The sequence below is a fragment of the Pseudomonas sp. R5(2019) genome, from assembly GCF_009905435.1.
Taxonomy (GTDB): Bacteria; Pseudomonadota; Gammaproteobacteria; order Pseudomonadales; family Pseudomonadaceae; genus Aquipseudomonas.
Window position 1 is genome coordinate 1 of sequence record NZ_JAAAMT010000070.1, and the last position, 23,617, is coordinate 23,617.

The 23,617-nt window shown below is 55.7% G+C and carries 21 protein-coding genes and 2 tRNA genes; 18 read left to right on the forward strand and 5 right to left on the reverse strand.

Features of this window, described 5'->3' with window-relative positions:
- The first annotated feature begins 245 nt into the window (after positions 1 to 245).
- The 6 genes from GUY40_RS26315 to GUY40_RS26340 all read left to right on the forward strand — a co-directional run bounded on the left by GUY40_RS26315 (position 246) and on the right by GUY40_RS26340 (position 5,034).
- Complete coding sequence (locus GUY40_RS26315; protein ID WP_166571834.1) at positions 246 to 650, forward strand: acetyl-CoA sensor PanZ family protein; 405 nt, start codon at positions 246 to 248, stop codon at positions 648 to 650.
- Between the two features lie 92 nt (positions 651 to 742).
- A complete protein-coding gene (locus tag GUY40_RS26320) occupies positions 743 to 2,968 on the forward strand; it encodes an AsmA family protein (RefSeq protein WP_166571835.1) in 2,226 nt (741 codons plus the stop codon).
- Complete coding sequence (gene mutY / locus GUY40_RS26325) at positions 2,965 to 4,032, forward strand: A/G-specific adenine glycosylase (protein WP_166571836.1); 1,068 nt, start codon at positions 2,965 to 2,967, stop codon at positions 4,030 to 4,032. Before GUY40_RS26320 ends, mutY begins: the two co-directional genes overlap by 4 nt.
- Positions 4,029 to 4,301 carry an oxidative damage protection protein gene (locus GUY40_RS26330; protein ID WP_166571837.1) on the forward strand — a complete coding sequence of 91 codons (273 nt, stop codon included), beginning with the start codon at positions 4,029 to 4,031 and terminating at the stop codon, positions 4,299 to 4,301. Before mutY ends, GUY40_RS26330 begins: the two co-directional genes overlap by 4 nt.
- A 92-nt stretch (positions 4,302 to 4,393) precedes the next feature.
- Positions 4,394 to 4,469: transfer RNA gene (locus tag GUY40_RS26335), tRNA-Phe, on the forward strand.
- A gap of 127 nt (positions 4,470 to 4,596) precedes the next feature.
- Positions 4,597 to 5,034 carry a hypothetical protein gene (locus tag GUY40_RS26340; RefSeq protein ID WP_166571838.1) on the forward strand — a complete coding sequence of 146 codons (438 nt, stop codon included), beginning with the start codon at positions 4,597 to 4,599 and terminating at the stop codon, positions 5,032 to 5,034.
- Positions 5,035 to 5,213: 179 nt separating this feature from the next.
- Here GUY40_RS26340 and gabP read toward each other — a convergent pair whose 3' ends face one another.
- Positions 5,214 to 6,608, reverse strand: coding sequence for a GABA permease (gene gabP, locus GUY40_RS26345; protein ID WP_166571839.1), 1,395 nt, complete (start codon positions 6,606 to 6,608; stop codon positions 5,214 to 5,216).
- Between the two features lie 608 nt (positions 6,609 to 7,216).
- Between gabP and GUY40_RS26350 the strand changes: the two genes are divergently transcribed.
- From GUY40_RS26350 to GUY40_RS26390, 8 genes are all read left to right on the forward strand, one after another.
- Positions 7,217 to 7,990, forward strand: a complete 774-nt coding sequence (locus GUY40_RS26350; protein ID WP_166571840.1) for an ABC transporter ATP-binding protein — start codon at positions 7,217 to 7,219, stop codon at positions 7,988 to 7,990.
- A 13-nt stretch (positions 7,991 to 8,003) separates the two neighbouring features.
- Positions 8,004 to 8,753, forward strand: coding sequence for an ABC transporter substrate-binding protein (locus GUY40_RS26355; protein ID WP_166571841.1), 750 nt, complete (start codon positions 8,004 to 8,006; stop codon positions 8,751 to 8,753).
- Positions 8,754 to 8,813: 60 nt separating this feature from the next.
- Positions 8,814 to 9,509, forward strand: a complete 696-nt coding sequence (locus GUY40_RS26360; protein ID WP_166571842.1) for an ABC transporter permease — start codon at positions 8,814 to 8,816, stop codon at positions 9,507 to 9,509.
- On the forward strand, positions 9,506 to 10,195 hold the full coding sequence (locus tag GUY40_RS26365) for an ABC transporter permease (protein ID WP_166571843.1): 690 nt from the start codon (positions 9,506 to 9,508) through the stop codon (positions 10,193 to 10,195). Before GUY40_RS26360 ends, GUY40_RS26365 begins: the two co-directional genes overlap by 4 nt.
- Before the next feature lie 140 nt (positions 10,196 to 10,335).
- Positions 10,336 to 11,544 (forward strand): methyltransferase, encoded by a 1,209-nt coding sequence (locus GUY40_RS26370; RefSeq protein ID WP_166571844.1) that lies wholly within the window; start codon positions 10,336 to 10,338, stop codon positions 11,542 to 11,544.
- A gap of 301 nt (positions 11,545 to 11,845) precedes the next feature.
- A tRNA-Thr gene (locus tag GUY40_RS26375) sits at positions 11,846 to 11,921 on the forward strand.
- A gap of 174 nt (positions 11,922 to 12,095) precedes the next feature.
- On the forward strand, positions 12,096 to 13,424 hold the full coding sequence (locus GUY40_RS26380) for an integrase arm-type DNA-binding domain-containing protein (protein ID WP_166571845.1): 1,329 nt from the start codon (positions 12,096 to 12,098) through the stop codon (positions 13,422 to 13,424).
- A gap of 902 nt (positions 13,425 to 14,326) precedes the next feature.
- The gene (locus GUY40_RS26390; RefSeq protein ID WP_166571847.1) at positions 14,327 to 15,307 is read left to right on the forward strand and encodes an integrase domain-containing protein; all 981 of its coding nucleotides are present in this window, start codon (positions 14,327 to 14,329) and stop codon (positions 15,305 to 15,307) included.
- Between the two features lie 372 nt (positions 15,308 to 15,679).
- Here GUY40_RS26390 and GUY40_RS26395 read toward each other — a convergent pair whose 3' ends face one another.
- Positions 15,680 to 16,264: a hypothetical protein gene (locus tag GUY40_RS26395; protein WP_166571848.1), complete on the reverse strand. Its 585-nt coding sequence runs from the start codon at positions 16,262 to 16,264 to the stop codon at positions 15,680 to 15,682.
- Positions 16,265 to 16,283: 19 nt separating this feature from the next.
- Positions 16,284 to 17,576, reverse strand: coding sequence for a hypothetical protein (locus GUY40_RS26400; RefSeq protein ID WP_166571849.1), 1,293 nt, complete (start codon positions 17,574 to 17,576; stop codon positions 16,284 to 16,286).
- Between the two features lie 514 nt (positions 17,577 to 18,090).
- Here GUY40_RS26400 and GUY40_RS26405 point away from each other — a divergent pair.
- The 3 genes from GUY40_RS26405 to GUY40_RS26415 all read left to right on the forward strand — a co-directional run bounded on the left by GUY40_RS26405 (position 18,091) and on the right by GUY40_RS26415 (position 21,666).
- Positions 18,091 to 19,872 carry an anti-phage dCTP deaminase gene (locus GUY40_RS26405; RefSeq protein WP_166571850.1) on the forward strand — a complete coding sequence of 594 codons (1,782 nt, stop codon included), beginning with the start codon at positions 18,091 to 18,093 and terminating at the stop codon, positions 19,870 to 19,872.
- A gap of 855 nt (positions 19,873 to 20,727) precedes the next feature.
- On the forward strand, positions 20,728 to 21,051 hold the full coding sequence (locus tag GUY40_RS26410) for a hypothetical protein (protein WP_256675879.1): 324 nt from the start codon (positions 20,728 to 20,730) through the stop codon (positions 21,049 to 21,051).
- Positions 21,052 to 21,177: 126 nt separating this feature from the next.
- Positions 21,178 to 21,666, forward strand: a complete 489-nt coding sequence (locus tag GUY40_RS26415) for a histidine phosphatase family protein (protein WP_166571851.1) — start codon at positions 21,178 to 21,180, stop codon at positions 21,664 to 21,666.
- 19 nt (positions 21,667 to 21,685) lie between these two features.
- On the opposite strand, the gene GUY40_RS26420 is transcribed toward GUY40_RS26415, so the two are convergent.
- Together GUY40_RS26420 and GUY40_RS26425 are read right to left on the reverse strand one after the other, a co-directional pair.
- Complete coding sequence (locus GUY40_RS26420) at positions 21,686 to 22,021, reverse strand: hypothetical protein (protein WP_256675880.1); 336 nt, start codon at positions 22,019 to 22,021, stop codon at positions 21,686 to 21,688.
- A complete protein-coding gene (locus GUY40_RS26425; RefSeq protein WP_166571852.1) occupies positions 21,987 to 22,385 on the reverse strand; it encodes a carboxymuconolactone decarboxylase family protein in 399 nt (132 codons plus the stop codon). Before GUY40_RS26425 ends, GUY40_RS26420 begins: the two co-directional genes overlap by 35 nt.
- Before the next feature lie 508 nt (positions 22,386 to 22,893).
- On the opposite strand from GUY40_RS26425, the gene GUY40_RS26430 reads away from it, so the two are divergent.
- A complete protein-coding gene (locus GUY40_RS26430; protein WP_166571853.1) occupies positions 22,894 to 23,349 on the forward strand; it encodes a carboxypeptidase regulatory-like domain-containing protein in 456 nt (151 codons plus the stop codon).
- Positions 23,350 to 23,617: the final 268 nt, after the last annotated feature.

A 23,617-nucleotide genomic window follows, 5' to 3' on the forward strand; every position in this document is an offset into this window, starting at 1 on the left:
CGGATTTATCCGCGAATGAAGACGACGCGCAATGCCTGAAAAACCGCGGTGCCTTCATTCGCGGATAAATCCGCTCCCACATGGATCTCGCCTTAACTGACTGGCATTGGGGCTTGCCCGCGATGGAGCGCGCAGCGGCCCCGGTCAGCGGTCCGACGGCTTGCTAGAGGTTACCATTTGTGTCCCCGCCTGAAAGCAACCTGATATCGTCTTCCCCCCGCACCTGAGGCCATCGAGGAACCGCCATGCCTATCGTTGTCGAAAAAGTGGTCGCGCCGACCCGGCAAGACCTGGACGATCTGCACAAGATCTACCGCGATGCCCCGACCTGGCTGTTCGGAGCACTCAAGGACAGCCAGGGCCTGATCGATGCCGGCCTCGAGGACGGCAGCCTGCTCGCCGCCCGCTTCAACGACCGCCTGCTGGGGGCGGCACGTCTGCGCCAGCAGGGCGAGCAGTGGCAGCTGTCGCACCTGTGCGTGCGCACTTTGACCCGGCGTCGGGGCGTGGCTGAGCGACTGGTCAGCGAAGCGCGCCGAACCGCCCTTGAAAGCGGCGGTCAATTGCAGCTGTTGGCCCCGGCTGGCCATCTGGAGTGCCAGGCGCTGGCCGCCAAGCTGCATTTGCCGCTCGACAACAGCGAAGATTGATCCCGACCGGTGCCTGCCATGATGCGCAGGCGCTAACCTCAGAGCGCTATACTCTGCGGCTGAATTTTGAATCGACCTACAAGGACTCGCCCATGAAAGCGTTCGGCAAAATCCTGGGGCTGTGTGTTCTCGGGCTGTTGCTGATCATTGTGGCGTCGGGCTTTGCCCTGACCCACTTATTCGATCCCAACGACTACAAAGACGAGATTCGCCAGCTGGCCCGCGATAAAGCGCATGTTGAGCTGACACTTAACGGCGACATAGGCTGGAGCCTGTTCCCCTGGCTGGGGCTGGAGCTGCATGAAGCCAGCGTCGCGACCTTGAACAACCCGAAAGTGCCGTTTGCCGACTTGCAGATGCTGGGCCTGTCGGTGCGCGTGCTGCCGCTGCTGCGCCGCGAAGTGCAGATGAGCGACGTGCGCGTCGAAGGCCTGAGCCTGACCCTGAACCGCGACCAGAACGGTCACGGCAATTGGGAAGACATCGGCCAGCCGCTGCCCTCGGACGCCCCAGCCGCCGCCACGACCAGCACCAGCGAGCCTTCGGCCACTCCGGCGCCGAAAGCGCCGGACGCCCCTGATCGTCCGGTCAAGCTCGACATTGACAGCCTGACCGTGAACAACGCCCGGGTGTACTACACCGACGAACGCACCGGCCAGCAGCTCAGCGCCGAAAGCATCCAGTTGAGCACCGGTGCCGTTCACCAGGGCATCAACATCCCGGTCAAGCTGACCGCCTTCCTCGGCACCAACCCGCCGGTGCTGCGCGCCCGCACTGAACTCAACGGCGAGCTGCGCTTCGACCGCGCCCTCAAGCGCTACCAGTTCGAAGACATGAAGCTCAGCGGCGAAGCCTCCGGCGAGCCGCTGGAGGGCAAGTCCGTCACCTTCGCTGCCCAAGGCCAGCTGCTGGTCGACATGGCCGCCAACGTTGCCGAATGGACCGGCTTGAAGATCTCCGTCAACCAGCTGCGCGCCCTGGGCGAACTCAACGCCCGCGAACTGGACAAGGAGCCCAAGGTCAGCGGCGCCCTGTCCATCGCCCAATTGGACCTGCGCACCTTCCTCGACAGCATTGGCCAGCCGGTACCGGCCATGGGCCAAGGCACCTTGGGCAAGTTCGAGCTGGTCAGCCGCGTCGAAGCCAGCAAGAACAGTCTGGCACTGGAAGACCTCAACCTGAAGCTCGATGACAGCCTGTTTACCGGGCGCATCGCCGTCGACGACTTCGCCAGACAAGCCCTGCGCCTGCAGCTCAAGGCCGACAAATTCGACGCCGACCGCTACCGCCCGGCCAAGAGCGAAGCCGCTGCCGGCGCCACCGCGGCGCGCCAGGCCGAAGTCAAGGGCACTGAAGCCGGCGCACTGGGCACTGGCGACAGCCCGCTGCCGAACGCCCCGACCCAGATCGCCTGGAGCAACGACAAGCTGCTGCCGGTGGACCGCCTGCGCCAGCTCGACCTGCAGGCGGACCTGAGCTTCGGCGTGCTGACCGTCGACAAGCTGCCGATCCAGAATGCAATCCTGAAGGCTCAGGGCGCGGACGGCTTGATCAAGCTCGAAACGCTCCAGGGCGGCCTCTACAACGGTGATTTCACCACCACCGGCACCCTCGATGTGCGCCCTGCCGTGCCGCAGATCGGCCTGCAGACCACCATCAATCAAGTCCCGGTCGAGCACTTCGTCAAAACCGATGACAAGCCCTCGCCGGTCAACGGCCTGTTGACCCTGAGCAGCGACCTGACCGCCAGCGGCAACAGCCAGAAAGCGTTGGTCGACACCCTCAACGGCACCGCGAAGTTCAACATCACCGATGGCGTGCTGGTCAATGCCAACCTGGAGCAACAGCTCTGCCAGGGCATCGCCACCCTCAACCGCAAGGGCCTGAGTGGCGAGCCACGAGGCAAGGACACACCGTTCGAAGAGCTCAAGGGCAGCCTGGTGTTCCGTAACGGCGTGGCCAGCAACCCGGACCTGAAGGCCCGCATCCCCGGCCTGACCGTCAACGGCAACGGCGATATCGACCTGCGCGTGCTGGGCATGGACTACCGCGTGGGCGTCGTCATCGAAGGCGACAAGAGCGCCATGCCCGACCCGGCCTGCCAGGTCAACGAGCGCTATGTCGGCCTGGAATGGCCACTGCGCTGCCGTGGCCCGCTGGAACTCGGCGCCAAGGCCTGCCGCGTGGAAAAAGACGGCCTGGGCAAAATCGCCGGCAAGCTGGCCGGTGACAAGCTCAACGAAAAACTGGAAGAGAAACTCGGTGACAAAGTGAGCCCGGAATTGAAAGACGCACTGAAGGGGCTGTTCAAACGATGAGCCCGGAGCAATTTTCCACGGCCGTGCTCGACTGGTACGACCACAACGGCCGCCACGACCTGCCCTGGCAACAGGGCATCAACCCGTATCGGGTGTGGGTCTCGGAGATCATGCTGCAACAGACGCAGGTCAGCACGGTGCTGAACTACTTCGATCGCTTTATGGATGCCCTGCCCACGGTCGAGGCGCTGGCAGCGGCCCCGGAAGACGAAGTGCTGCACCTGTGGACCGGGCTGGGCTACTACACCCGCGCCCGCAACCTGCAGAAAACCGCCAGGATCGTCGTTGAGCAGTACGCTGGCGAGTTTCCCCACGACGTGGAAAAACTGACCGAGCTGCCGGGGATTGGCTTGTCCACCGCCGGCGCCATTGCCAGCATCAGCATGGGCCTGCGCGCGGCGATTCTGGATGGCAACGTCAAGCGCGTGCTGGCCCGCTACACCGCCCAGGAAGGCTACCCTGGCGAGTCGAAGGTCGCCAAGGCGCTGTGGGCCAATGCCGAACGCTTTACGCCACAGACCCGGGTGAACCATTACACCCAGGCGATGATGGACCTGGGCGCCACGCTCTGCACCCGCAGCAAGCCCAGCTGCCTGCTCTGCCCGCTGGAAAAGGGCTGTGAGGCGCACCTGCTGGGCCTGGAGATCCGCTACCCGATCCCGAAACCGCGCAAGGCTGTGCCGCAAAAGCGCACGCTGATGCCAATGCTCGCCAACCGGGAGGGCGCCATCCTGCTTTACCGTCGCCCTTCCAGCGGCCTCTGGGGCGGGCTCTGGAGCTTGCCGGAACTCGATGACCTGAGCGACCTCGAACACCTCGCCGATCAGCATGCACTGGCGCTGGGCGCGTCCCAGAGCCTGCCAGCGCTGACCCACACCTTCAGCCACTTCCAGTTGGCCATCGAACCCTGGCTGGTCCGGGTCGACAGCCAGGGCCCGCGCGTGGCCGAGGCCGACTGGCTCTGGTATAACCTCGCCACCCCGCCGCGCCTGGGCCTTGCTGCCCCGGTGAAGAAACTGCTGAAGCGCGCGGCCGACGCCTTGAACGCAGGAGAGTTGTCATGACCCGCACCGTAATGTGCCGCAAGTACAAAGAAGAACTGCCAGGCCTTGAGCGCCCCCCCTACCCGGGCGCCAAGGGCCAGGACATTTTCGAGCACGTCTCGGCGAAGGCATGGGCCGATTGGCAGAAACACCAGACCCTGCTGATCAACGAAAAACGCCTGAACATGATGAACGCCGAAGACCGCAAATATCTTCAGGGCGAAATGGACAAGTATTTTTCGGGCGAAGATTACGCTCAGGCCGAAGGTTACGTTCCACCTGCTCAATAAATGAGCAAATCCGTAAGCTTCGGTATTAATTCAGAAAATTTTTAAAAACTTGCTTGACGCATCATCGAAAAAGCCTTTTAATGCGCCCCGTTGCCCAGATAGCTCAGTCGGTAGAGCAGGGGATTGAAAATCCCCGTGTCGGCGGTTCGATTCCGTCTCTGGGCACCACTCATAAGCTTTTGAGTGGTGTGCATCACCACCGAAGCAAACAGAAAACCGGCCCTTGAGCCGGTTTTTTGTTGCCTGTAATTTAGGTTGCCTCCGGTGTCGCTCACTTCCACCAGGACTCAATTACATGGCCTCCCCTATCAAGCAACAAAAGCGCGCCAAGCGCAGCGCCACCAAAGCCAAGCAGAATCGCGTTGCCCGCAGCGGCAAGGCAATCGCGGCCACCAATACCAAAGACCCGGATTTCGAACTGACCATCGACGAAGTGTTCGAGCAGGCAGCCGAGGCCGGCGCCTACGACAAATTATTCGCCGACATGAACGAAGCCCTCCAGGGCGAAGCCGGGCTGGTCGGACTGTGCGCGGTGTTCCTGCAGGATTCATTGCTGCAGCTGGTGGTCGAAAGCTTCGACGAGGAGCAGGCCACCGACTACATCATGGCCGTGCTGGTCTCCTACCGCATCGCTGAGGGCGATCCGGACGAAGAGACGGCCATCTCCTGGGTTGAGAGCGAAGCCTTCCAGATCGCCTATGTGGCGGCCTCAGAGGCATTGGCCAAGACCTGAAAAGCCCCCACACAAACCCAAGCGGAAAAAATGTGGGAGCGGCTTCAGCCGCGAATGACGGCGATGCAGTTTTTCAGACATTACGCGTCCTATTCATTCGCGGCTGAAGCCGCTCCCACAGGAACAAAAAAGGCCGCGATCATCACTGACCGCGGCCTTTTTCATTTCAACCCATCACATCAACGATCAAGCACCACACGCCCAAGCCCCTGAGCCTTGCGACGGCGCGCAACCAGCAAGCCAGCCGCGACCACAGCAATGCTCAGCAACCCGGTTGCAATGATCTCGATACGGTGATCTTCCCGGACCAGCATCAAGGTCAGCACGCTGACGATGAAGATAATGGTTGCCCAGGTCAGCCCCGGGAACAGCCACATCTTGAACGCGATGGCTTCGCCACGAGCCTGACGCTGACGACGCATGCGCAGTTGCGAAACCGCGATCACCAGATAGACCAGCAGCGCAATCGCGCCGGAGCTGGCCAGCAGGAACGCGAACACCTGCGAAGGCGCCACGTAGTTGGCGAATACCGCCACGAAGGCCGCGGCAGTCGACAGCATCACCGCCCAGTAAGGCGTGCCGCTGGCGTTGGTGCGCTGGGCCACGGCCGGGGCATCACCCCGCTTGCTCAGGGAGAACAGCATGCGCGAAGCGGTGTACAGGGCCGAGTTCAGGCAGCTGGTTACGGCAACCAACACCACCAGGTCAACGATCAGCTTGGCATTCGGGATGCCCATGCGGTCCAGCACGGTCTGGTAGGAACCCACTTCGGCCAGACTGCTGTCGTTCCACGGCACCAGCGCCACCACCAGGAAGATGGAAACGAGGTAGAACAGGAAGATCCGCCAGATCACCGAGTTGGTCGCGCGGGTGATTTGCTGGCCCGGGTTCTTCGACTCGGCCGCTGCGATGGTGACGATTTCAGTACCCATGAACGAGAACATGGTGGTCAGCATCGCTGCCACTACCGCACCCATGCCATTGGGCATAAAGCCTTGGGTATCGACCAGATGGCTGACGCCACTGACCTGGCTGCCCGGGATCAAGCCGAACACAGCCGCCACGCCCACAACAATAAAGGCAACGATCGCCACCACCTTCATCAGCGCGAACCAGAACTCGAATTCGCCGTAGTTCTTCACGCTGAACAGGTTGGTGGCGGTCAACAGCAAAGTAATGACCAGGGCGAACGCCCAGACTGCGATATCCGGGAACCAGGCATGCAGGATCGTTGCGGCGGCGTTGGCTTCCAGTGGAATCACCAGCACCCAGAACCACCAGTACAGCCAGCCGATGGTGAAACCGGCCCAATGGCCAATGGCTTTGTCAGCATAAGTCGAGAACGAACCCGTATCCGGCGAGGCAATGGCCATTTCGGCCAGCATGCGCATGACCAACACGACCAGGGTACCGGCCGCCGCATACGCCAGCAGCACCGCAGGGCCTGCCTCCGCGATGGCATGGCCGGAACCGACAAACAAACCAGCGCCGATAACACCGGCGATCGACAGCATGGTGACGTGTCGCTGTTTCAGCCCTTGACCGAGGTCATTGGAGTTTTGCGTACCGCTCATAGAACTACCTTTGTAAAAAATAGCGTTCAGTCCAGCCGTTACACGCACCCTTCGTAAAAAGAATGCAACATTCCGTTTTTTATCCTTTACGCAAGATCCAAGCCAGAAGAGGACAAATCTGCCACAGCCCCTGAATTAGACAGATCTCGCCTTTTCAGCAAGCCATTGAAGAACATGGCGAATCAGCCTAAAGGCAACAAATCATTACCGTAATACCCAGTTACAGAGACGAAATGTCGCACCAAAAATACACCGAGGTAACACCTTTGCCCAGAAAAGGAGCAACTGGAAGGTGCAACCCCAAAACGTTCAATAAAGCCCACAGCCTGTGAGGGCGACTAAAAGCCGCTTCCAACCACCGGTCAAAGCTGGCACCATCGCGCCCTTTTTCAAGCGACTCCCACCCCGGACTCGAGTGACGCCCGCCTCAAGAGACCGCCCGGAAGATATCCGCGCGACAGTCTGCTGTAGCGATGCGACACCCACCTGCCTACCGTGCATTTGCTGCCCGTGGCGCTGTTGGCGAGCTTCCGGACCCTATGCTAGCGTGGCGCCTCGCCAGGAAGGCCACCAACAGCAGGAGCGCACAGAACTCATGAGGACCGCACATGGCCCAGGCCACGCCCGCGCTGGAAATCCGTAACTTGCACAAGCGCTACGGCGATCTGGAAATACTCAAGGGGATTTCCCTGACGGCCCGCGATGGCGATGTCATCTCGATTCTCGGCTCTTCCGGGTCCGGCAAATCGACCCTGTTGCGCTGCATCAACCTGCTGGAAAACCCGCACCAGGGGCAGATCCTGGTGGCCGGCGAAGAGCTCAAGCTCAAGGCCGCGAAAAACGGCGAGCTGATTGCCGCCGACAACAAGCAGATCAATCGCCTGCGCAGCGAGATCGGCTTCGTGTTCCAGAATTTCAACCTGTGGCCGCACATGAGCATCCTCGACAACATCATCGAGGCTCCCCGGCGCGTACTCGGCCAGTCCAAGGCCGAAGCCATCGAAGTGGCCGAAGCGCTGCTGGCCAAGGTCGGCATCGCCGACAAGCGCCACGCCTACCCTTCGCAGCTCTCCGGCGGCCAACAGCAGCGCGCCGCGATTGCCCGCACGCTGGCCATGCAACCCAAGGTCATCCTGTTCGACGAACCCACCTCGGCGCTGGACCCGGAAATGGTCCAGGAAGTGCTCAATGTGATCCGCGCGCTGGCCGAAGAAGGCCGAACCATGCTACTGGTTACCCACGAAATGGGCTTCGCCCGTCAGGTGTCCAGCGAGGTTGTCTTCCTCCACCAGGGCCTCGTCGAAGAGCAGGGATCGCCGCAGCAGGTCTTTGAAAACCCGCTTTCGGCGCGTTGTAAACAATTCATGTCCAGCAACCGCTAACGGAGCAACACGAATGCAGACCTACAAGAAACTCCTCCTGGCCGCTGCCGCCGCGCTGGTGTTTGGCAATGCCATGGCTGCCGACAAACTGAAAATGGGCATCGAAGCGGCCTACCCGCCCTTCAACAATAAAGATGCCAGCGGCCAGGTGGTCGGCTTCGACGTCGACGTCGGCAACGCCCTGTGCGCCAAGATGAAGGTTGAGTGCGAGATCGTCACCTCCGACTGGGACGGCATCATCCCGGCCCTGAATGCCAAGAAATTCGACTTCCTGATCTCGTCCATGTCGATCACCGACGAGCGCAAGCAGGCCGTTGACTTCACCGACCCGTACTACTCGAACAAGCTGCAGTTCATCGCCCCGAAAAACGTCGACTTCAAGACCGACAAAGCCTCCCTCAAGGGCAAGATCATCGGCGCCCAGCGCGCGACCCTGGCCGGCACCTGGATGGAAGACAACCTGGGTAGCGACGTCACCATCAAGCTCTATGACACCCAGGAAAACGCTTACCTGGACCTGACCTCCGGCCGTCTGGACGGCATCCTGGCGGACAAGTACGTCAACTACGAGTGGCTGAAATCCGACGCGGGCAAGGCTTACGAGTTCAAGGGCGACCCGGTTGAAGAAAGCGACAAGATCGGCATTGCCATTCGCAAGAACGACCCGCTGCGCGAAAAGCTCAACGCCGCGCTGAAGGAAATCATTGCCGACGGTACTTACAAGAAGATCAACGACAAGTACTTCCCGTTCAGCATCCTCTGATTGACCCGACCGGCACCGCCCGCCCTGTGGCGGTGCCCGTCTCATTGACCAAACCTGCCCATGAATATTGAACTCTACGGATTCGGCCCGGCGCTTGCTGCCGGTGCTCTGATGACCGTCAAGCTGGCGCTCTCGGCCCTGTGCCTGGGCCTGGTCCTGGGCCTGCTCGGCGCCCTGGCCAAGACCTCGCCGTACAAGGTTTTGCAGTGGATCGGCGGCACCTACTCGACCATCGTGCGTGGCGTGCCCGAACTGCTGTGGGTTTTGCTTATCTATTTCGGCACCGTCAGCCTGATGAACCGGCTGGGCGAGCTGCTCAACATTCCCGGCCTGGAACTCAACGCCTTTGCCGCGGGTGTCATCGCCCTGGGCCTGTGTTTCGGCGCCTACGCCACGGAAGTGCTCCGCGGTGCAATCCTGGCCATCCCCAAGGGCCACCGTGAAGCCGGCCTGGCCCTGGGCCTGTCGAAGGGCCGGATCTTCTCGCGGCTGATCCTGCCGCAAATGTGGCGCATCGCCCTGCCGGGCCTGGGCAACCTGTTCATGATCCTGATGAAAGACACCGCGCTGGTCTCGGTGATCGGCCTTGAAGAAATCATGCGCCACTCACAGATTGCCGTGACGGTGAGCAAACAGCCGTTCACCTTCTATATGGTTGCCGCCTTTATCTACCTGGGCCTGACCATCCTTGCCATGATCGGCATGCACTTCATGGAAAAACGCGCTGCACGTGGCTTTGCGAGGTCAGAATCATGAATTGGGAAGTCATCATCAAGTGGCTGCCACGCCTGGCCCAAGGCGCGACGCTGACGCTGGAACTGGTCGCGATCGCCGTCATCGCCGGCCTGATCCTGGCCATCCCGCTGGGCATCGCCCGCTCTTCGCGGCTGTGGTACGTGCGGGCATTCCCGTACGGCTACATCTTCTTCTTCCGCGGCACCCCACTGCTGGTGCAGCTGTTTCTGGTCTACTACGGCCTGGCCCAGTTCGATGCCATTCGGCAAAGCGCGCTGTGGCCCTATCTGCGCGACCCATTCTGGTGCACCGTGCTGACCATGACCCTGCACACCGCTGCCTACATCGCGGAAATCCTGCGCGGCGCCATCCAGGCCATTCCGCGTGGTGAAATCGAAGCGGCGCGGGCGCTGGGCATGTCCCGGGCCAAGGCGATGATCTACATCATGCTGCCACGCGCGGCGCGCATCGGCCTGCCGGCCTACAGCAACGAAGTCATCCTGATGCTCAAGGCCAGCGCCCTGGCCAGCACCGTAACCCTGCTGGAACTGACCGGCATGGCCCGCACCATCATCGCCCGCACCTACCTGCCGGTGGAGATCTTCTTTGCGGCCGGGCTGTTCTACCTGGGCATCTCGTTCTTGATGGTGCGCGGCTTCAAACTGCTGGAACGCTGGCTGCGCGTGGATGCCTGCCAAGGCCGCTAGGAAGCATCCTGCCCCCACAAATGTCGCGCGAGGATGTAGGAGCGGACCTGGCCGCGATGGGCTGCAAAGCAGCCCCCGCGATCGCAAAATCACCCCAGGTCCAATCCTAGGATCACGCCAAGAACTTAACCTGTGCCCCCATGACCCACCCCCTCTCCGGCGACAACCTGCTGACCCGTTTCCAGGCACTTAACACCTTCCTGCTCCAGCACCAGGCCCTGTGGCGCCCCCGCCCGTTCAATCACCTCGAACTGCCATGGGAAGCCCAGTTGCCGGAACTGGCAAACTGGCTACGCCAGCGCTCCCTGGCCGACGCCGAAGCCGCGCACAACCATCCGGAATGCTTGCCCGCCCCTGCGCCCTATCCCGCACTAGCCACCCAAGCCGCGGCGCTGGCGGCAGTCGGCGAGTTATCCACATCGCCCTTGCACGCCTGCCCCCCACGCCTGAGCGTCGACGTACCCGGCCGCAAGTGGGACCAGATCGAAGCCTTCGCCAGCCACCTGCATTTCACTGAGCAGCCCCGGCACTGGCTCGACTGGTGCTCCGGCAAAGGCCACCTGGGCCGACGCCTGCTGCAACCAGACCAAGCCCTGACCTGCCTCGAATTCGACGCCCAACTGATCGATGCCGGCCAACAACTCAGCCAGCGCCACGGCCTCAACGCCCAACACCTGCTGCAAGACGTCATGGCTGAAGAAGCTTCGACTCGCCTGCAGGCCAATCACACCCCCGTCGCCCTGCACGCCTGCGGCGACCTGCACGTACGCCTGATGCAACTCGCCAGCCGCGCCGGCTGCCGCCAACTGGCCATCGCCCCGTGCTGCTACAACCGCACCGCCAACACCGGCTACCAACCGCTGTCCACCGCAGCCATCGCCTCCGAGCTGCACTTATCGCTGGACGACCTCGGCCTCCCCCTGAGCGAAACCGTCACCGCCGGCGCCCGCGTACGCCGCCAGCGCGACCTCTCCATGGCCCGGCGCCTGAGCTTCGACCTGCTGCAACGGCGCCTGCGAGGCATCGACGAATACCTGCCAACCCCCTCCCTGCCCACCGCCTGGCTGGACAAACCCTTTGCCGACTACTGCCAGGAACTGGCCGCACGCAAGGGTTTATCCACAAACGGCTTCATGGATTGGGCGGCTCTGGAACAGGCCGGACAACAGCGCCTGGCCCAAGTACGCAACCTCGAAATGGTCCGCAACCTGTTTCGCCGCCCGCTCGAACTGTGGCTAGTACTCGACCGCGCCTTGTACCTGCGAGAACAAGGTTTCGAAGTGTATCTGGGCGTGTTCTGCGAAAACCGACTGACCCCTCGCAACCTATTGCTACTGGCAGAACGCTGAGAGCGCTACCGGATTTGTGCTCAGCCTGTGGATAACTCTGTTGAAAACCTTCACTGATGGCCCCGTAAATAAGTGGATCCAACCGCCTTCATGGCCTGGTCATTTTTTAGACACATTTGAAAGCCGAGAAAAAACAGCACCTTGCGGCAGGCAGTGATACAGCGCACAAAACAGGGCAACGGCACGGGTGGCGATCTCACGAATGTGCATAAGCATTTGAGCAGGGCGAATAAAGGGTGAGAAAAAAGAGCGCCGAGGGGGTTTACTCGACAGAGCGAATGGCTATAATCAGCGCCCTACTGCCGGTATAGCTCAGATGGTAGAGCAACTGACTTGTAATCAGTAGGTCCCGGGTTCGATTCCTGGTGCCGGCACCACATCAGGCTCCATTGAATTCCACCGAATTCTCTGGAAGCCCCGAAAACCCGCCATTTGGCGGGTTTTTTCGTTTCAGGATCCTCCATCGGGATCCAATAAAATCCCCCATCATTCCCCTTCTAAGGGGCTATCTTTGGGGTACAGCGTCTTTGTTATCTGGAGACCGTACCCCTATGCCACGTCTAGCGATCCCCCTCAGCGACCTCAAATGCCGCATGGCCAAACCCCGCGAACGCGCCTACAAGCTTTTCGACGGCGGCGGCATGTACCTCTTCGTCAAACCCAACGGCGTTAAAACCTGGCGCCTGAGGTATTTCAAACCAAGCGGCAAGGAAGGCACGCTGATCATCGGCAATTACCCCATCGTGCCCTTGGCCGTCGCAAGGCTTAAGCGCGACGAGGCCAAGGCGCTGCTGCTCGACAACCTCGATCCAATGGAAGAGAAGAGAAAGGCCAAGATCGCAGCCCAGCGAGCGGCTCTGCTTTTCGAAACCGTTGCCCTGGAGTGGCACGCCGACATGTCCCGCCGCTGGACCGAAGGCCACGCAAAAACCGTGATGAGCCGACTACGCACCCACGTCTTCCCGCTCATAGGCCAACGGCCCATCGCTGAGCTCGATACCCACGACCTGCTAGAGATCACCCAGCGCATCAAGGAACGCGGCACCATGGATGTGGCGCTAAGGGTACAGAACTACTTATCCACCATCATGCGCGGGGCTAAAAGGGCCCGGCAGATCACCGATAACCCCGCACTGGATCTGGCAGGCTCGATCCACGCACCGCGCACGATCCACCGCCCCGCCCTCTCACTCAATCGCCTCCCCGAACTGTTGCACCGCATCGACAACTACCACGGCCGAGAATTGACGCGCCTCGCAGTCCTGCTAACGCTCCATGTGTTTGTCCGGTCCAGCGAACTGCGCTTTGCTCGATGGAGTGAATTCGACTTTCAACGGGCCATGTGGGAAATCCCCGACGTGCGTGCACCGATTGATGGGGTACGTAACTCCACACGTGGGACCAAGATGAACGGCGACATTCAAATCGTCCCGCTTTCACCACAAGTTATCGAGATTCTGCAGCGACTGCGCAGCCTAAACCGCTTTTCAGAGCTGGTGCTGCCCGGCGATCACAAATACTGGAAGCCCATGTCCGAAAACACCGTGAATCAGGTGCTGCGCAATGTTGGATATGACACTGCCAAGGATGTGTGCGGCCATGGCTTCAGAACCATGGCCTGTAGCGCCTTACTGGAGTCAGGACTCTGGACAGACGCAGCCATCGAACGGCAGATGAGCCATAAGGAACGCAACCGCGTGCGCGCCGCGTATATCCACAAGGCCGAATTCCTTGAACAGCGCAGACTGATCATGGCGTGGTGGAGCAACTACCTCGATGCCAACCGCCATGGGCATGTGACGCCCCACGAATTCGCTCACCCGGTCGGCGATAACATCACCGCCATGCCAAACAGTCGTGGCACATTCCATCGTGGGTAAGCCTGTGAGATCACCGCAGTCCGCTCTTCCACGCAGGTCCATCCAAACAGGGCAGCAAAGCCGCCCTGTTTGGATGGACCTCACTTAAAAAATCTAAAAGCCTGCGAAGTGTCTGTGGAAAACCACTGATTTCCACTGGTGGATAATTTCATCCACAGCCGCTAAATACCTGAAAATTCGGGCCTTGACCGAAATTATCCACAGGCGTAAAAACGATCGTGCAAGTGCTGTCGTTGACAGCAACCCAGGTAGCCAGAACCTTTGAGGCTACGCCACGAACGTGGTGGTTCACCCCCAAGTGCGATTAGCGTCCGGCGGCTCGCACAGTCACAGCGATGTGATGGATGCCTACTCCTCAGCTTTGCCTCTGCGGCAAAACTCACCCTACCCGGCTGCCCTGCAGCAACCTATCCGCTTGACCCTTTCACTGCGCCAACCTGCGTTCGTCTCTTACTTCCAGGAAGAGACGAACGCGCCTACCGCTGCTGCAGCCCACGCAATACAAGGCTTTGCGGCACTCCCCCTCGTGACAATCGGCGTGACAAACACCGAAGTCACCAGCAACAGCGATCCAGATGATGGTGCCGCAGCCCACGGAATGGACTGCACCTGACTGACAGTCAGGCATGCCCCGGTCATCGCCTCACTGCCTTCACCCGACTCAGGATCTCGCGGCGCTGGTTTAGTCAGCCAGCGCAGCCTCCACCCGCCCACTTCCTCGGAAGTGCTCAGGAGGCCAGATCATGAGATGCCCAAGCTCTTGGCCGTAAGGAGCCGCCAGTCCCGCGTTAGTGGACAACCCTCACAGGTCGCAGGGGCCTTGATCCCTGATAGCACTCAACATCCATGGCGGGATGACGTGGGGAAGTTTTTAAAAGTTTGGCTTCGAGAGGAGTTTGATCATGGCATTAGTCGGTAGACGGGATGGGCGCAATTTTGGATGGGGTCGGCAACTGAGCTATGCCGGGCCGCAGGCGTTGAAAGACATGTTCGGCGGCGGGCATTATGGGACCGTCAAAGCACACAGTGATCGGTGGCAGGCTTTCGTGCGGTGGTGTCGGTCGGAGGATGGGCCGGGGTTTAACGATGCACGAAAAATTGATCGGCAGACCTTGCTGGACTACGCCGGACATCTGCGCCTGCAAGTTGAACAAGGGGCTATCTGCATCGCCACCGCGCAAAACCGGTTATCCAGCGTGAACCGGACCATGGCCGCGCTTCGCGGTGATCAGTATGTGAAAGTGCCGAGTCCAAGCAAGGCGCTAGGGATGCAGCGCACCAGTGTTCGTCGCTCGGTGCCGCAAGGCCAAGACCGCGAACATGTGAAGCAGATCGTCGACGTGCTCTGCGAACACCAAATGCCACGTGCCGCCGCCATCGCTCAGTTGGCGCGAGCCACCGGCATGCGCTTACGCGAGGCCATTTTGGCCGACCTACCACGTCTAAAACGTGAGGCCGAACAATACGGCAAGATCAACATCCAGGACGGCACCAAAGGTGGCCGCTCCGGTGCGTCGGCACCTCGCTGGATCATGGTGGATGACCATATTCGCGAAGCGCTCAGGTACGCCGAACAGGTATCTCCCGAGGGTAGCCGCAACCTGCTTGCGCCGAACGAACGCTACCTCGATTTCCAACGGAGGATCATCCGCCCCGCCCGAGACATCCTCCATCAGCACAACCTCAAAGGCTTCCACGAATTACGGGCGGCCTATGCATGCGAACGCTATGAGCAAATCACCCATCATCCCGCGCCCATCAACGGTGGCCGCTGCTATCAGCTCGACCGACGGCTAGATCAGGAGGCCCGAGTGCAAATCAGCTATGAGCTGGGACACGGTCGTATCGACGTAGTGTCGGCTTACATCGGGGGGCGCGCATGAATAAGGCATTCGATATGGAGCTGTTTCTGGCAGGTGTTCTAACTGGGTCGCATGCCACGCGCGCGCGTCACCTATGCCAAGCAAAGGCTATTCAAGCTGCGATTACTAATCGCTGGCACCGAGATAATCCATGGACCTGGCAGCGAAAGCACTTTAACTGGTTTTTAAACCACCATATAAGAGACCGCAGCAAAGCAACTCAGTATAGATATAGGCTTACACTCGAAATAATTTCCTGTCGCACTGAAAAGCACTGACCAAGACAAAAATAACACTTTACGAAAAACCTAGACCATGCCCTGCATTATCTACAATCATTCTACTGAAAGCTGAAGAGCTCCACATCTGAAATTTCAGCCAAACACAAAACAATCATTTATTGCTTGGAGCCACAGTATCGACCCTATAAAAATTATCTCTTGGGAAAATACTAATCATAACCTGCTCCTTCACACTGTATTTCACCCATATATTATCTACAGTCTTATAAACCAAACAACCACTTTGCTTACCGTTTTTATCGCTACTATGCACAGTGACAATAATACAGCCGGCTTTGGTGGCAACTGCCTCGCCGCTCTTCATAGCAGAATTAAATGAAAAATTGGAAAACCAAACAAACAACCCTATCAGCAAAAGCCCTTTAAAACTCGAAAGCTTTCCAAATACCTCCTCATGATAATCTCCGGAGACTTTACGCTTAATAAAAAATGACAATGCAAAACTAAAAATTAAATAGAAGATGGCAGCGGTAAAAAAAACAAATATAGAGTCACTCAAAAGGAGTGCAATCTGCCGGCCACCCTCAAAAAATATCTGATCTACACTTAAATCAACTAAAGAGGGGTCAACACTTATTTTTCTAAAATAACTATTAAAGTACCCTTTGCCAGTTGAATACGTGAGAGCCGTAAAAATAAAAGCGCCCCCAAAAAACTCCAATAAACTACTTTTCATAAAATAACTTCGCCTTGTATTAAAGCCCTAACTCATATTGATCGCTAATCAGCTTAGAATCTCCTACAGCAACTGATTTGCTTTTAACCCTAGGGGTTGCTACCTTCCCGCTAGAGAAAGGCTTGCGCCCGCCAGATTTGTTTATACCTATATCTAGCTTAAGATTATCAGCAACATTGGCGATTTTTTTATTATTAGAAAAGTCTTTAAATTGACGAAGCATTAGATCCGTATCTGCATCAGCCGCAACAGAATCCTCTCTCTCCTCAGCCATGTTTCTCTGGATAAAAAAAGACTTAATTCCTTCAGCGGCGCTAGTGTGCTCGAGGGAGTTTTCCTTACAGCCAGAAATACCCAAGCTTAACAGAAGAATAAAAATAGCCGCGTATTGTTTAACATCCACACTGCCAGGCTTGGTTATTTGATAATATATATTTCCTGGAGACATAAATTCAGCTTGAGATGTAGATCGATCCTCAAGGGCAAACTCAAAGAAATCGCCACTGGCAATTTTATTGAAAAACGCCAAATCAAAATCGCCACTAAAAATACTGTCTGCAAACAACTGCGTGTCAGCAACATACTCAAACAGCCTTGAAATGGCCCGAGTACTAATTGCTTCAGACCTATTAATCCTGTTTGAAAAATACATTACCTCCCTTCTTGTGAACACTGAAAAAACCAAGCTATAAACTTTATCCCAGTATTCATCTAAATTGGAGACGGTATTTCTAGCAAGTAATGGCTTCCTAAGAGATGAGCCAACCAATGAGCGCGAAATTGGATCACCCCACGTTACGTCGCGCCTTAGCTTATAGCCAAGTGTCTCTACCTTTGCCTTACCAGTCACCTGATTATAATTACTATACAGCAATACATCACGCCCAATATATGCCTCGGACTCACAGCATCCAATAACAAGGCAATCCTTATCTAAGGTTACAATCAAATCCCCTATACCGATCTTATTTATAAATGTATCTGTTTGATTAATCCTATTTATGGCTGAAATATTTTTTTCATACTCATCCACTCTCGAATCATCAAAGCCAAACTCGTCATCCGTGAGTAACTCCTCATCCAACTCACCAACCACTGAATTTTTTATTTTAGCGTCATGACTTCCATTTACAAATTCAGTTATCTGCGCCAACGACGGCAATTCGGAGAGAGGCCAATCAAGCAAAAATTCATCTACATGGCTTATAGCAACTAGATTATTATGAATAAAATTATTTAAGTGCTTTCCTCCAGAAGCTCGTACCATCCAAATTCTTTGTCCCTCTGGAAAGCTAACGATTTCTGGCAACACAGTAATTTATCCATAAAATTAAACATGGCAATATGATACTACCTAAGCAAAATTTACGCAAAATACGTTTTTTGTATAAAAATTTTTTGCCAGAATACACTACGGACAAAAACAAAAATGAAATAGACTTTTCTAAAGCAAGCCTTTCCTCTCTCAGGTCAGTAGCAATCGCTTCAACTGAAGCCCATTTTCACCCATAAGATTAGGTATACCGAGCAGTTGCGGCACAGATTGGCGCACAGATAGGTATTGTATGCGAGCCGCCTCCGGCACCGTATATTAACCTAGACTGTTTTATAGCCAAACGAGGCCTATCTTTTAATGAGTGAAAAAAATCAGGCCACCTCTTTACCTAAAAAGAGGCAGTAGACCGCCGCGTAGCGTTTTGCTAGCATCCGGATGCAGGATGAGGCTTGCCTAGTTTCAGACTAAGTTTTTAGTCATCTTTATCAAAATGCTCATTTAAATAAAACAAGCAAAAAAATTAAATTTGTAGCAAGAGGTGGTAGAGGAAATGAAAGTAATTTTCACTGAAAGCTACGAAGCTCTGAAAGCAAAGCTAAAAAGTATTGGTGCCGAATGGGACGAAAGCCAGTTAGGGAAAAAAGTGTTACGTCATGATGGAGGCGTAATGAACTGGTTTGAAAGTACCGGTACCATACAGTTCCAGGGAAAACCAGGAAAGAAGGAAAGCCTCGAGCATCTTGTCACCGCTGCTTTGGCTCCAGAAATACAGCTTCCACCACTACCGGAAACCACTCAACCAATTACTGAACCCGAACTAATTCGCCCAAACCAAGATGATGACATATCGGTACAGCACCTTCAGGGAGTATTTTGTGAGTCAGAGATCATAATTGGGATTGTTAGCGCCGTTGGAACCGAATCGAATCGAGTAATAAATCCACTCAAAGATAGGTTAGGCCAATTCGGATACTCTGTCGAAGAAATTAAAATATCCTCCCTATTAACCCCAACAAAATCACAGGCGGCAGGAACGACGGAATATAGACGCATTAAAAGCTTTATGCAGGCTGGGGATCAACTGCGACAAAGCACGAAAAACAATGCAATTCTTTCCTATGGCGCTGCAAAATGTATAAAAGAGCAACGCCGCGAGAGCAGTGCCAAAAGAGCTTACATAGTAAACTCATTAAAGCACCCTGAAGAAGTTGAGCTTCTCAGAAAAATATACGGCCAGGGCTTTTATCTTTTTGGGATACATGCGGACCCCAAAAGGAGACTTCACTACTTAACAAATGATAAGGGACTAACTCAATCCGAGGCTATTGAGTTAACTAAGATAGATGAAGACGAGAATATCACCCATGGTCAGAGAACTAGAGACACATACCACCTCGCAGATTTCTTTATTAACCTCGGCAAAAATGACGACCAAGTAAAAAACACAGTCCAGCGTTTTTTAGAACTAATTTTGTCTCACCCCTATAAAAATCCGACATTCGATGAATTTGCAATGTTCATGGCATTCTCTAGCTCCGTCCGCTCTAGTGATTTATCTAGGCAAGTCGGAGCTGTAATTTCCAAAGATCGGCAAATAATTGCAACAGGTGCCAATGATTCCCCGAAATTTGGCGGAGGTTTGTACTGGGCCGAAGTCGATGAGAATAGCGGCGAAATATCGGACATTGATCAGGGCAAAGACTATACCCGCGGGGAAGATTCAAATAAAGCAGAGCAGAATGAAATAATAAGAGAAATCCTACAAGATATCGATAATATCGAGCAGGATACAGAGCTACCCATTCAAAAGATTCAAAAAATACTAGAAAGCAGTAGAATCAGAGATTTAACAGAATTCGGCCGAGTTGTTCATGCTGAGATGGAGGCTTTGCTTTCGTGCAGTCGATCCGGAACAAGTTGCTCAAACGCCTACTTGTACTGCACTACATTTCCATGCCACAACTGCGCAAAGCATATAATAGCAGCAGGAATAAAGCGCGTTGTATATGTCGAACCTTATCCAAAAAGCAAAGCTCTAGAGTTTTACGCTGACTCCATTGAGTTAAATACGACTCTTGACAAACCAAGTAATATAGAGCGCGTTATTTTTGAGCCATTTACCGGTGTAGGGGCTAGACGCTTCCTAGATTTTTTCTCCATGAATTTAGGAGCAGGCAGCAAATTAAAAAGGAAGAATAAGGATGGCTCGACCGTAGAGTGGAGCAAGCTTAACGCCAAAGCAAGAGTCTCCTTACTTCCAAAATCATACTTAGATATTGAAATGCAAGCTGAGAAAATTTTCACGCAATATACTCAACAAGAATCTGAATAATCCAGAACGAAAGGGTGGGATTTATTTTATAGGCGAAATCTTCGCCGTGTCTGAAGATACAAATTCGCACCCTTTCCTCTTTAACGCACGTGTAGTTTAGGTAATATTCAATAACGGGACAGTCTGGCCAGAACTAATAAATTAAGGCCGATTAAAGCCCTAGTAAAATTTTTTATTGTCGGCGAGAAATTTTGAAGTAAATTCCCACTGCGCACCTCTCGCAAACGGACTTCCCCTGACCACCATCAAACCAAACTAACATTTAAATTAGTGTTTACATGCAGACCGACAACGTGATCACGATTACACCTTCTAAATCCCCGATTCGATTCCACTGAAAGCCATAACTAGCTGATTTATTTATAGTTACTGGTTGAGGTACGCCAAATTTTCCAGCGAATTCCAGACCCGCAGAAAACCTAGCCCCGCCGACCATTACCGTTCGTCTGGTGCCGCACCATACAAAACGAAGGCTCGCAGAAGTGCGGGCCTTTGTTGTTTCTGGCATCCAAAAAATCCAACTGCTACAGCCCCCTTCAAGAGAGCTGCCGCCAGGCTGCAATAAGGCCTGAAAGTCCATAAAAACTGCAGGCTAGCACTCCTCACCCTGCACCAAAATCTGCCTGCACACCTACCCGTTACAATTTCACCTCAGCATGACGTTGCCGACCTCCTCCAGCTAGCACCCCAACACACCCGCCAAGCCTAGGTTGACCTAGTCAGCAAGCTCAAATCGTGCGGGTTTTTTTTGCCTGGAGAAAACTACATGAGGCCCTTCGACAAGCCGGCCCTCAGCGTAGAACAGCAATTGGAACTACTAAAGCAACGAGGCCTGCACGTCGCCAACGACGATCCATGCGCTTTCTCGAAGTGGTCATGCTGTTTCGCCTGAGCCTCTACATGCGCCCCTTCCAGGAGCCAGACCCTGAACACACCTTCAAGCCCGGTAGCACTCTGAAAGAATGGGTCATCCCAACTGCACCTGCCGACCGGCCTCAGCCCAAGCAGCGGCTATACATCGTATTGACGATGCTGGCCTGTCTAACCGACTTGATCAATCCAGACAGCCAGTGGAAGCTTCATCTGGCCGAAATCATGGATCAGCAGGAACTGGGTTATTTGAGACTCATGGGATTTCCAAATGATTGGAAACGTCAGCAGCAATGGTGTCTAGAGTAAGGAAGCCGGAAACAGACCACGATTAATTTATCTCCTGCTTGATCACTCAAGCCAGAAATCGTGGTCTGTCCCCATCGAGTCCCTACGACCCCTTTGGTCGGATTTTCCGTGGATACCGGAGGTGGTATGAAACTGTTATTTCTCATTCGCCATGCCAAGTCGAGTTGGGATGACGCTGCGCAGCCCGACAAAGACCGCCCATTGAACGATCGCGGCAGACGCGACGCGCCCAAGATCGGTGAACGCTTGGCCAAGCGCGATCTGAAGCCCGATCTGATCCTGTCGAGCCCGGCCGTGCGTGCGCTCGATACGGCGGAGATCATCGCCAGGAAGCTCGATTACCGGCGCAAGGACATAGTCGTGGACGATCGGCTGTATGCCGCCGAGGCGAATGACCTGCTCAAGGTCATCCGCACGCTGGACGACCGGCTGAAGTCAGTGATGGTCTTTGGCCATAACCCCGCGTTGGCCGAACTTGCGCAGCGGCTCTCCAGCGAGATCACCGACATGCCAACGTGCGCCGTCGCCGAGTTCAGGTTCGATGCGAAGTCGTGGTCAGAAATCGGCGAGATCGAGCCCGCACAAGTGGTGCTCGACTATCCAAAAAAATCCTAGGGTAACTCTGGAAAAGTCATCAGCCTTGCGCTTGGGGCCCTTTGCCGTGAAAAGGGGCGGTTTCGACTTCCAGCATCAGCAACACCATTTCCGTCAACTCGGCGTCGGACTTCTGTCCCGCATAGAGGTCATGGAGTGCTTTGGCGAAGGGAATGCGCAGGTCTTGGTTTTCTTCGCGGGCGGTATCGCTGTATTGCATGAGTTCGCCGATGGCTCGCAGCACAGCCGCTTGCCACCGAGCGGTGGTCCTCGGACCATCGCTGGTGATTGCAATCAACTTATCCTTCGTCAGCTGGCGAAGGGCTGGTTCCCGCAACGGCTTAAGCGGCTTTGGGTTGCGAGTGATCTTTGACATACCGGACGATACTCAGCGTTTCCTGCCGGAATTGCTCGTAGTCAATCTGCTGGGCGTTAATAAAGGTGCTGCCCATCATGGTCAGCGCCCCCATGAAGCTGGCTTCGGAAATTTCCTCGTCGCTCGCGCCAAACAAGCGCGCGGCTTCGGTGTGGAACAGGGCGCAATACTTACAACGGGTCGCCCCGGACACTGCCAGACCTATCAACTCCTTGTACTTATTAGGAATCTTGGTATCCGCCAGCCAGAAGTCCCGTGCCACGCCCCAGAATCCGCTCGCTCCACCTTCCGGCATCTGCTTGATCCACTCCGGTACCTGACCCAGGGTCTGTTCAATTTCTCGATAAGTATCATGAATGGTCATTTGACACCTCCTGCCTCGCTGGGGACATCTGCTCCAAAGATACAACAATTAGTTTAGTTCGCTGGCAGCCATGCCAGAGCGGCAGCAGGACGACTCCAGTCGATAAGCTGTTAAACATCGTAGAAACAATAGGATGGGTTTAGATTTTTTTGGCGCAATGACGTACCACTAAGTACTTGGAGTTATCACACGTGGCGGGTTGGCTCAGAGACGATACAGGGGGGCGTAGGAGCAGGGCTTGCCCGCGAAACAGACGACGCGGTCTACCTGAAAAACTCCAGCGCTGGGATGTGCTCATAGCCAATACCCGCGTTTGTGACTCTCACCATGAATCAATCTGAACATCCCATCCACCGAGGCGGTCTTATCAATACAAGAATCACCTCAAGCAATTTTTTCAGTTTGAGTCGTGATGAACGGGTGGTACCAGCTGCCATCGCTTTATGACTTTATCTTCATCGATGGCACTGTATTCGTAGAGCCCGGCAGGGGCTCGGGAGTCGTCACTATGAAATCCTTACGATTACTCACCCTATCAGGTGTTGCCCTGATTGGGCTTGCCGGCTTGCCCGCCGCGGTTGTCCAGGCTGCTTGCGAGGGCGCTGTTGACCCTTCCTCCGTGCATTTGCAGCAGCAACAACAAAACGGAATTACTTACATTTCCGGTGGTATCGGGATGGATGAATCCTGTGCGATTCAACAAGTGAAGGGTTATAACCTGCACATGACCTTTTCCACAGGCTCGGAAAACAAGTATGTGTCTGGGGTCAACGTGGCCATCCAGAGCGCACAGGGTAAAGAAGTCCTCAACCTGACCAATGCCGGCCCTATTGTGTTGACGCAGTTGCCCGCTGGTAAGTACTTCGTCGTAGCGCAACGCAATGGGAAAGAAGTGCGCAATGCGATCGATATCAGCGATGGAGGCGTTCGTACGCTTAACATCCATTGGGATGATGCAAGCTGATGACGGCAGTTAAAAACTCACGAAACAAAAAAACCGCACGAAGCGGTTTCAGGTTGATGACAAACCCCCCGTAGGAGCAAGGCTTGTCGGAGTGCCGAACCGCTGCGATGCAGGCGCCGCGTTGTATCAGGAACACAGCGGCGCCTGCATCGCGGGCAAGCCCCAATGCCAGTCAGTTAAGGATCGGAACACAGACGTCCATGTAGGAGCGGACCTGGCCGCGATGGGCTGCGAAGCGGCCCCGGCGACTCTGAAACCACCCGCACTC

Bases quoted from the DNA above. Each gene is read 5' to 3' on its own strand.
- GUY40_RS26315 (WP_166571834.1), top strand. From the start codon at position 246: ATGCCTATCGTTGTCGAAAAAGTGGTCGCGCCGACCCGGCAAGACCTG.
- GUY40_RS26320 (WP_166571835.1), top strand. From the start codon at position 743: ATGAAAGCGTTCGGCAAAATCCTGGGGCTGTGTGTTCTCGGGCTGTTG.
- mutY (WP_166571836.1), top strand. From the start codon at position 2,965: ATGAGCCCGGAGCAATTTTCCACGGCCGTGCTCGACTGGTACGACCAC.
- GUY40_RS26330 (WP_166571837.1), top strand. From the start codon at position 4,029: ATGACCCGCACCGTAATGTGCCGCAAGTACAAAGAAGAACTGCCAGGC.
- GUY40_RS26340 (WP_166571838.1), top strand. From the start codon at position 4,597: ATGGCCTCCCCTATCAAGCAACAAAAGCGCGCCAAGCGCAGCGCCACC.
- gabP (WP_166571839.1), bottom strand. From the start codon at position 6,608: ATGAGCGGTACGCAAAACTCCAATGACCTCGGTCAAGGGCTGAAACAG.
- GUY40_RS26350 (WP_166571840.1), top strand. From the start codon at position 7,217: ATGGCCCAGGCCACGCCCGCGCTGGAAATCCGTAACTTGCACAAGCGC.
- GUY40_RS26355 (WP_166571841.1), top strand. From the start codon at position 8,004: ATGCAGACCTACAAGAAACTCCTCCTGGCCGCTGCCGCCGCGCTGGTG.
- GUY40_RS26360 (WP_166571842.1), top strand. From the start codon at position 8,814: ATGAATATTGAACTCTACGGATTCGGCCCGGCGCTTGCTGCCGGTGCT.
- GUY40_RS26365 (WP_166571843.1), top strand. From the start codon at position 9,506: ATGAATTGGGAAGTCATCATCAAGTGGCTGCCACGCCTGGCCCAAGGC.
- GUY40_RS26370 (WP_166571844.1), top strand. From the start codon at position 10,336: ATGACCCACCCCCTCTCCGGCGACAACCTGCTGACCCGTTTCCAGGCA.
- GUY40_RS26380 (WP_166571845.1), top strand. From the start codon at position 12,096: ATGCCACGTCTAGCGATCCCCCTCAGCGACCTCAAATGCCGCATGGCC.
- GUY40_RS26390 (WP_166571847.1), top strand. From the start codon at position 14,327: ATGGCATTAGTCGGTAGACGGGATGGGCGCAATTTTGGATGGGGTCGG.
- GUY40_RS26395 (WP_166571848.1), bottom strand. From the start codon at position 16,264: ATGAAAAGTAGTTTATTGGAGTTTTTTGGGGGCGCTTTTATTTTTACG.
- GUY40_RS26405 (WP_166571850.1), top strand. From the start codon at position 18,091: ATGAAAGTAATTTTCACTGAAAGCTACGAAGCTCTGAAAGCAAAGCTA.
- GUY40_RS26410 (WP_256675879.1), top strand. From the start codon at position 20,728: ATGCGCTTTCTCGAAGTGGTCATGCTGTTTCGCCTGAGCCTCTACATG.
- GUY40_RS26415 (WP_166571851.1), top strand. From the start codon at position 21,178: ATGAAACTGTTATTTCTCATTCGCCATGCCAAGTCGAGTTGGGATGAC.
- GUY40_RS26420 (WP_256675880.1), bottom strand. From the start codon at position 22,021: ATGTCAAAGATCACTCGCAACCCAAAGCCGCTTAAGCCGTTGCGGGAA.
- GUY40_RS26425 (WP_166571852.1), bottom strand. From the start codon at position 22,385: ATGACCATTCATGATACTTATCGAGAAATTGAACAGACCCTGGGTCAG.
- GUY40_RS26430 (WP_166571853.1), top strand. From the start codon at position 22,894: ATGAAATCCTTACGATTACTCACCCTATCAGGTGTTGCCCTGATTGGG.